The 13772-nt window shown below is 71.9% G+C and carries 12 protein-coding genes and 1 tRNA gene; 4 read left to right on the top strand and 9 right to left on the bottom strand.

What is annotated here, in order from left to right:
* Positions 1-65: 65 nt before the first annotated feature.
* The 5 genes from rpmE to CLV30_RS03075 form a co-directional block, all read right to left on the bottom strand.
* A complete protein-coding gene (gene rpmE, locus CLV30_RS03095; RefSeq protein ID WP_106535730.1) occupies positions 66-287 on the bottom strand; it encodes a 50S ribosomal protein L31 in 222 nt (73 codons plus the stop codon).
* Between the two features lie 158 nt (positions 288-445).
* Complete coding sequence (gene rho, locus CLV30_RS03090; RefSeq protein ID WP_106535729.1) at positions 446-2665, bottom strand: transcription termination factor Rho; 2220 nt, start codon at positions 2663-2665, stop codon at positions 446-448.
* A 359-nt stretch (positions 2666-3024) separates the two neighbouring features.
* Complete coding sequence (gene thrB, locus CLV30_RS03085) at positions 3025-3954, bottom strand: homoserine kinase (protein WP_106535728.1); 930 nt, start codon at positions 3952-3954, stop codon at positions 3025-3027.
* A complete protein-coding gene (gene thrC / locus CLV30_RS03080; protein ID WP_106535727.1) occupies positions 3951-5054 on the bottom strand; it encodes a threonine synthase in 1104 nt (367 codons plus the stop codon). Before thrC ends, thrB begins: the two co-directional genes overlap by 4 nt.
* A 3-nt stretch (positions 5055-5057) precedes the next feature.
* A complete protein-coding gene (locus CLV30_RS03075) occupies positions 5058-6350 on the bottom strand; it encodes a homoserine dehydrogenase (protein ID WP_106535726.1) in 1293 nt (430 codons plus the stop codon).
* Positions 6351-6665: 315 nt separating this feature from the next.
* Here CLV30_RS03075 and CLV30_RS03070 point away from each other — a divergent pair, with 315 nt between their 5' ends.
* A complete protein-coding gene (locus CLV30_RS03070; protein ID WP_106535725.1) occupies positions 6666-7298 on the top strand; it encodes a hypothetical protein in 633 nt (210 codons plus the stop codon).
* Here the strand turns inward: CLV30_RS03070 and CLV30_RS03065 are convergent.
* Complete coding sequence (locus tag CLV30_RS03065) at positions 7261-8241, bottom strand: S1C family serine protease (RefSeq protein ID WP_106535724.1); 981 nt, start codon at positions 8239-8241, stop codon at positions 7261-7263. The genes CLV30_RS03070 and CLV30_RS03065 overlap by 38 nt on opposite strands.
* 182 nt (positions 8242-8423) lie before the next feature.
* Here CLV30_RS03065 and CLV30_RS03060 point away from each other — a divergent pair, with 182 nt between their 5' ends.
* Positions 8424-9371 carry a serine/threonine dehydratase gene (locus CLV30_RS03060; protein WP_106535723.1) on the top strand — a complete coding sequence of 316 codons (948 nt, stop codon included), beginning with the start codon at positions 8424-8426 and terminating at the stop codon, positions 9369-9371.
* A gap of 59 nt (positions 9372-9430) precedes the next feature.
* Here the strand turns inward: CLV30_RS03060 and lysA are convergent, their stop codons facing one another.
* From lysA to CLV30_RS03045, 3 genes are read right to left on the bottom strand one after another with little or no spacing between them, the layout of a single operon-like run.
* Positions 9431-10840, bottom strand: coding sequence for a diaminopimelate decarboxylase (gene lysA / locus CLV30_RS03055; RefSeq protein ID WP_106535722.1), 1410 nt, complete (start codon positions 10838-10840; stop codon positions 9431-9433).
* Positions 10841-10844: 4 nt separating this feature from the next.
* A complete protein-coding gene (gene argS / locus CLV30_RS03050; RefSeq protein ID WP_106535721.1) occupies positions 10845-12503 on the bottom strand; it encodes an arginine--tRNA ligase in 1659 nt (552 codons plus the stop codon).
* On the bottom strand, positions 12500-12796 hold the full coding sequence (locus tag CLV30_RS03045; RefSeq protein ID WP_106535720.1) for a helix-turn-helix domain-containing protein: 297 nt from the start codon (positions 12794-12796) through the stop codon (positions 12500-12502). Before CLV30_RS03045 ends, argS begins: the two co-directional genes overlap by 4 nt.
* A 51-nt stretch (positions 12797-12847) precedes the next feature.
* Here CLV30_RS03045 and map point away from each other — a divergent pair, with 51 nt between their 5' ends.
* Positions 12848-13615, top strand: coding sequence for a type I methionyl aminopeptidase (gene map, locus CLV30_RS03040; protein ID WP_106535719.1), 768 nt, complete (start codon positions 12848-12850; stop codon positions 13613-13615).
* A 63-nt stretch (positions 13616-13678) separates the two neighbouring features.
* Positions 13679-13751: transfer RNA gene (locus CLV30_RS03035), tRNA-Arg, on the top strand.
* The last annotated feature ends 21 nt before the right edge of the window (positions 13752-13772 follow it).

Below are 13772 nucleotides of genomic sequence, written 5' to 3'. Positions count from 1 at the left end.
GCATGCTTCACCGCCAGGTCCACCGAAGCCGGCGGAGCAGTGCAGGAATCCCCGCCGCGAACGAGCTACTTCGAGCCGATCTTCTTCTTGCCGTACCGCGACTCGAACCGGGCGACGCGGCCGCCGGTGTCGAGGATCTTCTGCTTGCCCGTGTAGAACGGGTGGCAGCTCGAGCAGACGTCGGCGTGGATGTTGCCGTTCGGTGCGGTGCTACGAGTGGTGAACGTGTTGCCACACGTGCAGGTCACGGTGGTCTCCACGTACTGCGGATGAACGTCGCGCTTCATCAGTTGACTCCTGGGATCTTCGAGGGCCGCCGGGTCGGTCGGGCGGGCTGCCCGACCGTGAACCGGAACCGGTCATTCAGTATTCCAGCCGGAACGGCGCCGGGCCAAACCACCGCGGTGGGCGGTCTGCCCGGCCGGAACGCAACGGCCGCACCCGGCTACTCGGTCTCCTTGGTTCCGTTGCCGTTGCCGTTGCCGCCGCCCACGGTCGGCGTGGTCTTCTGCACCGTCATGAGGAACTCGGTGTTGCTCTTCGTCTTCTTCAGCCGATCCAGCAGCAGCTCGACGGCCTGCTGGTTGTCCAGGGCCGACAGCACGCGGCGAAGCTGCCACATGATCGACAGCTCCTCCTTCGACACGAGGATCTCCTCGCGCCGGGTGCCGGAGGCGTCGACGTCGATGGCCGGGAAGATCCTCTTGTCGGCGAGGTCACGGCGCAGCCGCAGCTCCATGTTGCCGGTGCCCTTGAACTCCTCGAAGATGACCTCGTCCATCTTGGACCCGGTCTCGACCAGAGCCGTCGCGAGGATCGTCAGCGAACCGCCGTTCTCGATGTTCCGAGCGGCGCCGAAGAACTTCTTCGGCGGGTACAGCGCGCTGGAGTCGACACCACCGGAGAGGATCCGGCCGCTGGCCGGCGCCGCCAGGTTGTAGGCGCGGCCCAGCCGGGTGATGGAGTCGAGCAGCACGACGACGTCGTGGCCCAGCTCGACCAGCCGCTTCGCCCGCTCGATGGCGAGCTCGGCGACCGTCGTGTGGTCGTCGGCCGGCCGGTCGAAGGTGGAGGCGATCACCTCGCCCTTGACCGCGCGCTGCATGTCCGTGACCTCTTCGGGGCGCTCGTCGACGAGCACGACCATCAGGTGGGTCTCGGGATTGTTCGTCGTGATCGCGTTCGCCATCGCCTGCATGATGAGCGTCTTACCCGCCTTGGACGGCGAGACGATCAGGCCGCGCTGCCCCTTGCCGATGGGCGCGACCAGGTCGATGATCCGCGTCGACGGGATGCCCGGCTCGGTCTCGAGGCGCAGCCGGTCCTGCGGGTACAGCGGCGTCAGCTTGTTGAAGTCGGTGCGCTGCCTCGACCCCTCGGGGTCGGTGCCGTTGATGGTGTCGACCCGCACCAGCGCGTTGAACTTCTGCTGCTTCTCGCCCTCACGCGGCTGACGCACCACGCCGGTGACGGCGTCGCCCTTGCGCAGCCCGTGCTTACGGACCATGGCCAGCGAGACGTAGACGTCGTTGGGGCCGGGCAGGTAACCCGACGTGCGGACGAACGCGTAGTTGTCGAGGATGTCGAGGATGCCGGCAACCGGGATCAGGACATCGTCCTCGGCGATCTGCGGCTCGTCCGCGCGCTCACGGCCACCGCCGCCACCACCGCTGCCGCCGCCTCCGCGACGGTCGCGGTTGCCGCGACGGTCGCGCCGACGGCGCCTCCGGCCCCCGTCGTCGTCATCGTCGCGGTCGTTCTGCCGGCCGTTGCCCCGGTCGTTCTGGCGCTCGCCCTGGCGCTCGTTCTGCCGGTCACCCTGACGGCTGTCGCCGTCCCGGCCGCCCTGACGGTCGCGATTGTCGCGCTTCTGACCACCGTCACGGTTCTGACCGCCCTCGCGGTTCTGACCGCCCTCGCGGTTCTGACCACCCTCGCGGTTCTGACCACCCTCGCGGTTCTGACCACCCTCGCGGTTCTGACCACCCTCGCGGTTCTGACCACCGTCACGCTTCTGGCCACCGTCGCGGGAATCGCGGTTCGGCGCCTCCTGGGCACCGTCGCCACGCGCGTCCCGCCGCTGGCGCTGCCCGTCGCGGCCGCCGCGGCGCTCGTCCTGAGCGCCGCCGGAATCGTCGCGGCGCGGCTGCTCGGCGTCGGCGGAGCTGTCGGCCGACCCGTCGGCAGGAGCCACCACCTCGTCGAGCCGGGGCTCGGACGCGGCCTGCGAACGCTGCGCGCGTCGCCCCTGCGGCCGTCGGCCGCCGGAGGAATCGCCCGAGCCGGTGGAATCGCCGGAGCTGGGCTGTGCCGTCGGCTCCGCGTCGCCGCTCGGCAGCGTGTCCGCGGCGCGTCGTTCGCCGGTGCCGGCGTCGTCGGCGGCCGGCTTCTTGGCGGCCGGCGTCTTGGCGGGCGTCGTGTCTTCGGCCGCCGGCGCCGAGCCGCCGGACTGAGCCTCCTTGATGGCGTCGATCAGCTGGCTCTTGCGCATCCGGCCGGTGCCCTTGAGCCCGAGGCTGGTCGCGAGCTGCTGAAGTTCAGCCAGGACCATGCCGTCGAGACCGGGCGCACGGCGGCGCTGTCGCTTCGCCGGCGCGGCGTCGTCGCCCGACGACGCCTGAGGGTCCGGCGTCTCCGCGACGCCGGGAATCTCGGTGTTAGTCACTCAGGGTCCTTCCCTGGACCGGCACCGGCCAGATTGCCGGTGCATCGAACGCCCCGGGGTGTTCCCCGAGGGAATATCAACACGGACGTCTCTGATGGTCCATCACCCCTGTGCCCGCGCAGGCGAACCCTGAGAGGCGAATGAAGATCCACGGCCGTTGGCGATGATCACCGCCACCATGGCATACCGACCAGCAGAACGTCGGTGCACTGCGAGCTTAGCACGCCACCACCCGATTGACCCACACCCCGCCACGTGCGGTTTTGTCCGGCCGGGCCGAGTCCGGTCCGCGCCGTACCGGGCGGCCAGGTGCGTGCCCGGCACGCACGCCGAGCACGCCGACCCCGGCACCGGCCGCCTCACTCGAGCGTGTCGACCCGGACCCCGTCCGCACGGACCGGCAACGTGTGAACCTGCCAGTCCGGGACACGCGCACGCACCTGAACGGCTGCAGCAGCATCGCCCATGACCAGCACCGACGGGCCGGCTCCGGACACCACCGCGGGGAGCCCGCGGTCTCGCAACGCCGCCACCAGCGCGATGGTCGCGGGCATCGCCGGCTCCCGGAACGCCTGGTGCAGCCGGTCGTCGGTCGCGTCGAACAACAGCTCCGGCCGGTTCTCGGCAGCATGGACGAGCAGTGCCGCCCGGCCGGCGTTGCGCGCCGCATCGGCATGCGGCACCGTCGCCGGCAACAGGCCACGCGCGGCCTCGGTCGACACACCGTCACGCGGCACGGCCACCACCGGCACGATCTCCGGGTGCACGTCGACGCGGGCCGCGCGTGCCGCACCGTCGTCGTCGAGCCAGGCCATCGTCAACCCGCCGAGCAGGCACGCCGCCACGTTGTCCGGATGGCCCTCCAGCCGGGCCACCAGAGCGAGCACCGCATCGTCGTCATCGAGCACACCCGCGGTGCCGTGCGCCCGCCGTGCCAGTTCGCGCGCCGCGCACACCCCGGCCACGATCGCCGCGGCCGACGAGCCCAGCCCACGGCTGTGCGGAACGACGTTGTGGCACCCCACCCACAGCGACGACGGCCGGCCGCCGGCTTCGTCGAACGCCGCTCGCATCGCTCGGACCACCAGGTGCCGCTCGTCGCGCGGGACCTCGTCCGCGCCCGCGCCCTCGACCTCGACGTGCAGCTGTGTGCCCGGGCCGTCGAACTCCGCACGGGCCTCGACGGTGTCGCACCAGTCGAGCGCCAGGCCGAGCGTGTCGAAGCCGGGCCCGAGGTTGGCGCTGGTGGCCGGCGCGGTGACCCGTACGGCGGCGGGGCGCGCGCTCACGCCAGGCCGAGTGCGGCCGCCGCGGCCGACGCGTCCGCCGGCACCACGTACGGCCGGATCTCGCCGTAGTACGCGCTCGCCGTGTCGACGTCCTTCAGGCCATGTCCGGTGACGGTGACGACGATGCGCTGGCCACCGTCGAGACGGCCGGTACGGCTGTAGTGCAGGAGGCCGGCCACGCCCGCGGCCGACGCCGGCTCGACGAACAGTCCCTCGCGGCCCGACAGCTCCTGCTGCGCGGCCAGGATCTGCTCGTCGGTCATCGCGTCGATGAGCCCGCCGGACTCGTCACGCGCGGCGATGGCCAGGTCCCACGATGCCGGGTTGCCGATCCGGATGGCGCTGGCGACGGTCTCCGGCGACGACACCGGCCCGCCGTGCACGAACGGCGCGGCGCCCGCGGCCTGGAACCCCCACATCCGCGGCCGCCGGGTCGCCGGGCCGGGCACGTCACCGGCGTCGGCGGCGTACTCGCGGTATCCCATCCAGTACGCGGAGATGTTGCCGGCGTTGCCCACGGGCAGCACGTGCACGTCGGGAGCGTCGCCCAGGTCGTCGACGACCTCGAACGCCGCCGTCTTCTGCCCGGCCAGCCGGAACGCGTTGACCGAGTTCACCAGCGCCACCGGATAGGTGTCGGCGAGCTCGCGCGCCAGCCGCAGGCAGTCGTCGAAATTGCCCTCGACCGAGGCGATGATGCCCCCGTGCACCACCGCCTGCGCGAGCTTGGGCCCGGAGATCTTCCCGTCCGGCAGCAGCACGATGGGGCGCAGCCCGGCACGGACGGCGTAGGCCGCCGCCGACGCGCTGGTGTTCCCCGTGGATGCGCACACGACCGCCTCGGCGCCCTGCTCGACCGCCTTGGAGACCGCGACCGTCATCCCGCGGTCCTTGAACGAGCCGGTGGGATTGACCCCTTCGACCTTGAGGTGCACGTCGCAGCCGGTCTGCTCGGACAGCCACGGCGCGGGCAGCAACGGCGTCCCGCCCTCGCGCAGCGTCACCACCGGCGTCGTCGACGACACCGGAAGCCGGTCACGGAACTCCTCGATCACACCCCGCCACAGCCTGGACCTGGTGGCGGCAGGCACCACGGCCATCGTCTACTCACCTTCCACGCGCATCACCGAAAGCACAGCACGAACAGTATCGAGGCCGTCGAGGTCGTCGACAGTCGCGGTCAGTGCGTCGTCGGTGGCGCTGTGGGTGACGACGACCAGCTCGGCGTCGTCGTGGCCCTCGACCCGCTGGCGGACGGTCTCGATGGACACGCCGTGCTCGGCGAACACGGCGGCCACCGCGGCCAGCACGCCCGGGCGGTCGTCCACGTCGAGGCTGATGTGGTACCGGGTGACGGTCTCGCCCATGGGGCGGGTGCGGCGGTCGGCGTACCAGGACCCGCGCGGGCCCAGGCTCGCACCGACGCGGTTGCGCGCGGCGGTGACGACGTCGCCCAGCACGGCGCCGGCCGTCGGGGCGCCACCGGCGCCGGGACCGTAGAACATGAGCTGCCCGGCGGCCTCGGCCTCGACGAACACCGCGTTGTACGCGCCGTGCACGCCGGCCAGCGGGTGCGTGCGCGGCAGCATCGCCGGGTGCACGCGGACACCGACGGACGTGGCGTCGTCCGAGAGCTCGCAGATGGCCAGCAGCTTCACCACCGACCCCATGGCCTTCGCCGAAGCCACGTCGGCGGCGGTGACGTCACCGATGCCCTCACGGTGCACGTCGCCGGAGCCGACCGGCGAGTGGAACGCGATGCCGGCGAGAATCGCGGCCTTGGCCGCGGCGTCGTAGCCCTCGACGTCGGCCGTCGGGTCCGCCTCGGCGTAGCCCAGCGACTGCGCCTCCTCGAGGGCCTCCGCGAACCCGCTGCCCACGGAGTCCATCTGGTCGAGGATGTAGTTGGTGGTGCCGTTCACGATGCCGAGCACGCGCTGGATGCGGTCGCCGGCCAGTGACTCGCGCAGCGGCCGCAGCAACGGGATCGCCCCGGCGACGGCGGCCTCGTAGTACAGGTCGACGCCGTGTTTGTCGGCGGCGGTGTGCAGGCCGACGCCGTCCTCGGCCAGCAGCGCCTTGTTGGCGGTGACCACGGACGCGCCGCGCTCCATGGCGGTGTGGATCAGCGTGCGTGCCGGCTCGATGCCGCCGATGACCTCGATGACGAGGTCGACGTCGTCGCGGCTGACGAGGCCGGCGGCGTCGGTGGTGAACAGGCTCGGGTCGATACCCGTCGCCGTCCGATCCCGGTCGAGCCGCCGCACGGCGACCCCCGCCAGCTCGAGCGGAGCCCCCGCCCGGGCCGCCAGGTCGTCGGCGTGCTCGTCGAGCAGCCGGGCGATCTCGGTGCCGACGACACCACAACCGAGCAGCGCCACGCGCACGCTGGCCATCACCGTCCTCCTTCTTGGTCTCTACCCCGCCGCGGCCCGCGATCGTCCCCGGCGAACAGCGGTGGAGGACCCGCCAGAGCGTGCCGGCCCGACGACACCGCGAAGCACAAGTGTCTTCGAGGTGCGGACGATCTCGCGCGAACTATCCATCATGCGAGATGTCCGTCTCATGCTTCGTGCTGTCGGCCGCAGAATCTCCATCGACACAGCAATCGTCTCACCCCTTCGGTTGCCGGCTCCCCCGAACGAGGGAGTCGGGCCCCGCGCTGGGACGCGGAGAGTGGCGCTGTCCACGGTGCTGCTGAGGAGCCACTGATGTCCACTGATGTCGCCATGCTGTTGCCCCGCTGGGACCGGAGAGAACGCCACGGTGTCCACGTCTTGACGGACGCGCCCACGCTGATGCGCGCCGCGCGTGAACTGACGTGGCGCGAGGTCCCGGTGTTCCGGAGCCTGATGTCGCTGCGGTTCACACAGCGCCACCGCTACGCCGCCGACCGCGCGGTGCTCGACTCGATGACCGCGGACGGGTTCGAGATCCTCGAGAGGAGTGACGCCCATCTGCTGGTGGGCATCGTCCTCGTCGCCGGGCGAGGTGAGCAGGTCGTCCCGATCGGCGATGTCGAGCACTTCGCCGGGGTCGACCAGCCGGGGCATCTCAAGATCGCGTTCGAGTTCCGCGTGCACGGTGCACGGCTCGACACCGAGACGCGGGTCGCCGCGACCGACACGCGGACCCGCCGGCTGTTCGCGGTGTACTGGGCGCTGATCCGCCCGTTCAGCGGGCTGATCCGGCACGAGTGGCTGCGCGCCATCCGCCGCCGCGGACGGAGATCGTGCGACGTTCACGGCGCTGCGACGCCATGGAACGCTCATGGTCTTCTGTCGGACCGACCGACACCGCGCGCCGTCACGAACCGTCGGCCAGCTCCACCGGGTGCGCGATGACGTCGACCATGGCGCCGTTGCGGAACGTCGTGATGGCCAGCGGCTCGCCGATGGCCTCGGCGAACATCCGCCGCTGCAACGCCTGCGCGTCGACGACGGCCTCGCCGGCCACCGTCACCATCAGATCACCCTCGCGCAGCCCGGCGACCGCCGCAGGACTGCGCGGCTCGACGTGCACGATGCGCACACCACGGCGGCGGCCGATCCGTTCGGCCAGCTCGGGCGGCACCGGCGCCGGCGCGGTGGCCACCCCGAGGAACGCGCGGCGCACCCGACCGGCCTGCTGCAGCGTGGTGACGATGCGGGTGCTCGTCGCGTTCACCGGGACGGCGAGGCCCACGCCGACCCCGGCGACCGCTGTGTTGATGCCCACGACCCGGCCGGAGGAGTCGGCGAGCGCGCCGCCGGAGTTGCCGGGGTTCAGCGCCGCGTCGGTCTGGATCACGTCCTCGATGATGCGCACCGCGCGCCCGCACTGCGCCGGCATCGACCGGCCGAGCGCGCTGACCACGCCTGCCGTCACCGACCCCGAGAGGCCGAGCGGGCTGCCCACCGCGACCACGAGCTGCCCCACGGTGAGCCCGTCCGCGTCGCCCAGCACGGCGGGCGGCGGCGTCGGCCCGTCGGCCCGGATCACCGCCAGATCCGACAGCCGGTCACGTCCGACCACGGTGAAGCCCGCCTCGGCTCCGTCGGCGAAGGACACGGTGCCGCCGTCCGACGAGCCGACGACGTGCGCGTTGGTCAGCAGGTGACCGTCGTCGGTGAAGACCACCGCCGAACCGGTTCCCGCGACACCGTGACGTCCGCCGCGCTCGCCGGAGACCGCGATCGCCGCGACCGCCGGCAGCAGGCGCCGCGCCACCGACGTCACCACCTGCGAGTACGCATCGAGGGCAGCGGCGCCGGTGTCGTCCCGGTCGCCGCGTGGGTCCACGGACATGGCGCACCTCCTGCCGAGCCTGTTCCGAGTGAACGCCCGGAACGGGCGCGCCCAGTCCCGTGTCCGCCGTGAGCGCAACTCCGTTCCACTCCCCATGATCATCGGCACTTACCGTGCCTATATGACGGGTAAGTGCCGATGATCATGGGAGGACGGGCCACCCGATCCGCCACAATGGCCGGGTGACCGACACCGTGCACCCACTGACGCTCGACCGCACCGACGTCGAGGCGGCCCGGGCCCGCATCCACGACATCGTCCGGCGGACGCCGACCCTCGAGCTCCACGGCGCCGAACTGGGGGTCACCGGCCGTGTCGTCCTCAAGCTCGAACTGCTCCAGCACACCGGGTCGTTCAAGGCGCGCGGAGCGCTCAACTCGGTCCTTCAGGCCGACGCGTCGTCCGGAGGCGTGGCGGCGGTCTCCGGCGGCAACCACGCCGCGGCGGTGGCCTGGGCCGCCGAGCGCGCCGGGATCGACGCCGACGTCTTCGTCCCGGCGACGGCGACACCGGAGAAGCTGGAGCGCATCGGCGGCTACGGCGGGCGCGCGCACGTCGTCGACGGCGGCGTGCCGGATGCGTTCGCCGCCGGGCTGGCGTGGACGGCCGAGCACGGTGTCCCGCTGATCCACCCGTTCGAGCAGGAGGGCACGATCAGCGGCCAGGGCACGCTCGGCCTGGAGCTCGAGGAGCAGGTGCCCGACGCCCACACGGTGGCCGTGGCCTGCGGAGGCGGCGGACTGTACTCCGGCGTGCGCACCGCGCTGGGCAGCCACGTCCGCGTCGTCCCGGTGGAGCCGGAACGCTGCGCCGACCTGCACGCCGCGCTGGCTGCCGGGCACCCGGTGCCGGTCGAGGTCGGCGGCGTCGGCGCGGACTCGCTCGGCCCGTCCGAGATCGGCGCGACGGCGTTCGACCTGGCCCGCGCGGACGTGGTCGACGTGCCGCTGGTCTCCGACGACGACATCCTGGCCGCACGCCGGTGGCTGTGGCAGCGCTGCCGGGTGCTCGCCGAACCCGGCGGGTGCGTCGCGCTGGCGGCGCTGATGTCCGGCGCGCTCACGGTGGAGCCGGGGTCGACGGTGGTGACCGTCGTCAGCGGCGGCAACAACGCCACCCTCCCCCGATGATCATCGGCACTTTCCCGCTCATACGGCGGAAAAGTGCCGATGATCATGGGAAAGGGCCCTCAGCCGACGTCCAGCGCCAGCAGGTCGTCCTCGGTCTCGCGGCGGACGATGACGCGCGCCGTTCCGTCGCGCACGACCACCACCGGCGGCCGCGGCACGTGGTTGTAGGTGTTGGCCATGCTGCGGCAGTAGGCGCCGGTCCCAGGCACGGCGATCAGGTCTCCGACGGCGACGTCGGACGGCAGGAACTCGTCCTTGACGACGACGTCGCCGCTCTCGCAGTGCTTGCCGACCACCCGCGACAGCACCGGCGCCGCCTCGGAGGCGCGTGAGGCCAGCGTGCACGAATAGTCCGCGTCGTACAGCGCGGTGCGGATGTTGTCGCTCATGCCGCCGTCGACGGCGACGTAGCGGCGCGAGGCACCACCGTCCAGCTCGACGGTCTTGACGGTGCCGACCTCGTAGACCGTGCACGTGCTGGGGCCGACGATCGCCCGGCCGGGCTCGACGCTCAGCCGCGGCACCGCCAGCCCGTGTCCGCGGCACTCGTGCGCGACGATCTCGGCCAGGCCGGCGGCCAAATCGGACGGGTTCGACGGATCGTCTTGACTCGTGTAGGCGATGCCGAAACCGCCACCGAGGTCCAACTCCGGCAGCTCGACACCGTGCTCGTCGCGGACGTCGGCCTGGACGTCGAGCGCGCGCCGCGCGGCCACCTCGAACCCGGAGGTGTCGTAGATCTGCGAGCCGATGTGCGAGTGCAGGCCCAGCAGGTCCAGGGCGGGCGCGGCCAGCACCCGCCGGACGGCCTCGGCGACCTCGCCGCCGGCGATGGAGAACCCGAACTTCTGGTCCTCGTGCGCGGTGGCGATGTACTCGTGCGTGTGCGCCTCGACGCCCACCTTGGTGCGGATGAGCACCCTGGCGGTCACGCCGTGCCCGCCGGCCAGCTGTGCCAGCCGGTCGATCTCGTCGAACGAGTCCACGATGATGCGGCCGACGCCTGCGGCGAGCGCGCGGTCCAGCTCGGACGACGACTTGTTGTTGCCGTGCAGGCCGATCCGCTCCGGCGGGAACTCCGCACGCAGCGCCACCGCGAGCTCACCGCCGGAGCACACGTCCAGGCACAGGCCCTCGTCGGCGATCCAGCGCGCGACCTCGACGGACAAGAACGCCTTACCCGCGTAATAGACGTCCGCGCCGCCGAGCACGGCACCGAACGCGTCGCGGAACTCCGCCGCGCGGGTCCGGAAGTCCTGCTCGTCGACGACGTACATCGGGGTCCCGAACTCCGCGGCGAGCTCGCCGACACCGACCCCGCCGACCCGCAGCGTGCCGTCGGCCCCGCGCTCGGCGCCGGCCGGCCACAACCCCGGATACAGGGCGTTGACGTCGTCGGGCACCCGCAACCACGACGGCCCTCGGTGACCGGCCTCGGCATGCAGGACGCCGGCCTCGTGCGCACGCACCGGGCTACATCCGTTCCGGCGCCGCGACGCCCAGCAGGCCCAGCCCGTTCGCCAGCACCACGCGGGTGGCGTCGACCAGCCAGAGGCGGGCACGGTGCACGTCGGTGGCGTCCTCGTCGCCCATCGGCAGCACGCGGCAGTCGTCGTAGAACCGATGGAAGGTGCCCGCCACGTCCTCCATGTATCGCGCGATGCGGTGCGGCTCGCGCAGCTCCGCAGCGGTGGCCACCACCCGCGGGAACTCCGCCAGCGCGCCCAGCAGCACGGACTCGCGCTCGTGGTTCAGCATCGACGGGTCCAGCTCACCGCGGTCGACACCGAGGTCCGCGGCGTTGCGCAGGATGGACGACAGCCGCGCATGCGCGTACTGCACGTAGAACACCGGGTTGTCCGGCGTGTGCTTGGTGATCTGGGCGACGTCGAGCGTCAGCGGCGAGTCGGCGGGATAACGGCACAGCGAGTACCGGAGCGCGTCCACGCCCGCGGCGTCGACCACCTGCCCCAGCGTGATCATCGTCCCGGCCCGCTTGGAGAGCTTCAGCTCTTCGCCGCGGTCCAGGATCTTCACCATCTGCCCGATGGGGATCTCGATGTTGCGGTCGGCGTCGTCGCCGGCGCACGCCGCGATGGCCCGCAGCCGGCCCACGTAGCCGTGGTGGTCGGCGCCGAGCAGGTAGATGCAGACGTCGAAACCGCGCTCGCGCTTGTCCACGTAGTACGCGGTGTCGGCGGCGAAGTAGGTGTAGCCGCCGTCGGTGCGCACGAGCACGCGGTCCTTGTCGTCGCCGAAGTCGGTCGTGCGCATCCACACCGCGCCGTCGGCCTCGAACACGTGGCCCTTGCCGCGCAGCACGTCCAGTGCGTGCTCGACCCTGCCGCCGTCGTGCAGCGTGCGCTCGGAGTACCAGACGTCGAAACGGGTGCGGAACTCGTCGAGCTGACGCTGCTGCTCGGCCAACTGCCGCTGATAGCCGGCCTCGCGGAAGGCCACCAGCTGCTCGTCCTCGGGCAGCTCGGTGATGCCGGGCTGGTCCTCGACGATCGCGCGGGCCAGCTCGCCGACGTAGGAGCCGTGGTAGCCGTCGTCGGGCACGTCGCGGCCGTGCGCACGAGCCATGATCGAGGCGCCGAACTTGTCCATCTGCGCGCCGCGGTCGTTGATGTAGAACTCGCGGGTGACGTCCGCGCCGGCGGCGTCGAGCACCCGCGCCATGGCGTCGCCGACCGCGGCCCACCGCACGTGGCCCAGGTGCAGCGGCCCGGTGGGGTTCGCGGAGATGAACTCGATGTTCAGGCGGGTACCTGTGAGCACGTCAGCGCGACCGTACTCGGCGCCCTGCTCGACGACGGTGCGCGCGAGCTCGCCCTGCGCGGCGGCCGAGACGGTGATGTTGAGGAACCCGGGACCGGCCACGTCGACGGCGGTGACCCCGTCGACGGCGCGCAGCCGGGCGGCGAGCAGTTCGGCCAGCGCCCTCGGGTTGGCGCCGGCCTTCTTCGCCAGCTGCATGGCGACGTTCGTGGCGTAGTCGCCGTGCTCACGGTTGCGCGGTCGCTCCACCGTCACCCGGTCGGGCACGCCGTCGGGCAGGGACACCTCGCCCGCGTCGACGGCGGCGGCCAGGACGTCACGGACCGCGGTGGAAAGCTGCTCGGGGGTCACCGGGCCAGCGTAGCCAGCGGCGCGGCGTCGTCGTCAGCCGCGTCCGTCACCTGAACCATCACCTCGGTCAACAGCGCGTCGACGGACATGCCGAGGATGTCGGCGACGGCGACGACGGTGAAGAACGCGGGCGTGGGGATCCGGCCGCGCTCGATCTTGCGCAGCGTCTCCGGCGAGATGCCGGCCTCGGTGGCGACGTCGACGATGCTGCGCTCGCCGCGGGCCCGGCGCAGGGCCTCACCCAGGCGCTCGCCGCGTTCGCGTTCGGAGATGGTCAGCGGCACTCGTACCATGAATGTGATACTAATACCGGTATAGTTATCGCCGCATCCGAGGAAGTCACCGTGATCGAACTCAAGTCCCCGACCGAGATCGACGTCATGCGCGCCGCCGGCCGCGTCGTCGCCAACGTGCACGCCGAGGTGCGCGAGCACGCCGCACCAGGCGTGACGCTACGTGACCTGGACGAAGTCGCCCGTAAGGTCATGGACGAAGCCGGCGCCATCTCGTCGTTCCTGGGATACCACCCGCGGTTCGGCGCCACCCCGTTCCCGGGGGTCATCTGCACGTCGGTCAACGACGTCATGCTGCACGGGCTGCCGACGGACCACCGGCTACGCGACGGCGACCTGCTCAACGTCGACTGCGGCGCGGCCATCGACGGCTTCCACGCCGACGCGGCGGTCAGTTTCGTCGTCGGCACCGCGAGCGCGGAGGACCTGCGACTCATCGACACCGTCGAGCGGTCCCTCGCCGCGGGAATCGAGGCGGCCGTGCCGGGCGCGCACATGGGCGACATCGCGCACGCGACGGCGGCGGTGGGCCGCGCCGCCGGGTACGGCATCCAGAACGACTTCGGCGGGCACGGCATCGGCCGCGCCATGCACGAAGAGCCGTTCGTGCCCAACGAAGGCGTCCCGGGACGCGGGCTGCGCCTCGAGCCTGGCCTGGTCATCGCCATCGAGCCGAGCCTGATGGCCGGCGGCGACGACCGGTACCGGATGGCCTCCGACGGCTGGTCGCTGTGCACGGCCGACGGCAGCCGCGGCGTGCACGCCGAGCACACCGTCGCCGTCACGGACGACGGCCCGCGCATCTTGACTCTGCCCTGACCGAGACCCGGGACCGCAGGTTCGCCGCCCCGGCGGTCGTGCTGATAGCCTGTGCAGGCCTGAGCCCGCGTAGCTCAGCGGATAGAGCGTCTGCCTCCGGAGCAGAAAGTCGCAGGTTCGAGTCCTGCCGCGGGCACCCACCTTTCACACGTCACCG

Source organism: Haloactinopolyspora alba (assembly GCF_003014555.1).
Lineage (GTDB): Bacteria > Actinomycetota > Actinomycetes > Jiangellales > Jiangellaceae > Haloactinopolyspora > Haloactinopolyspora alba.
Note: the sequence above shows the minus strand (reverse complement) of the source record. Positions and strands in the feature narration are given on the sequence as shown.

What these genes read in the sequence shown, in the direction of transcription:
- CLV30_RS03045 (WP_106535720.1), bottom strand. Translation starts at nt 12,796, where the DNA reads ATGGTACGAGTGCCGCTGACCATCTCCGAACGCGAACGCGGCGAGCGC.
- CLV30_RS03075 (WP_106535726.1), bottom strand. Translation starts at nt 6,350, where the DNA reads ATGGCCAGCGTGCGCGTGGCGCTGCTCGGTTGTGGTGTCGTCGGCACC.
- CLV30_RS03070 (WP_106535725.1), top strand. Translation starts at nt 6,666, where the DNA reads ATGTCCACTGATGTCGCCATGCTGTTGCCCCGCTGGGACCGGAGAGAA.
- CLV30_RS03065 (WP_106535724.1), bottom strand. Translation starts at nt 8,241, where the DNA reads ATGTCCGTGGACCCACGCGGCGACCGGGACGACACCGGCGCCGCTGCC.
- rpmE (WP_106535730.1), bottom strand. Translation starts at nt 287, where the DNA reads ATGAAGCGCGACGTTCATCCGCAGTACGTGGAGACCACCGTGACCTGC.
- thrC (WP_106535727.1), bottom strand. Translation starts at nt 5,054, where the DNA reads ATGGCCGTGGTGCCTGCCGCCACCAGGTCCAGGCTGTGGCGGGGTGTG.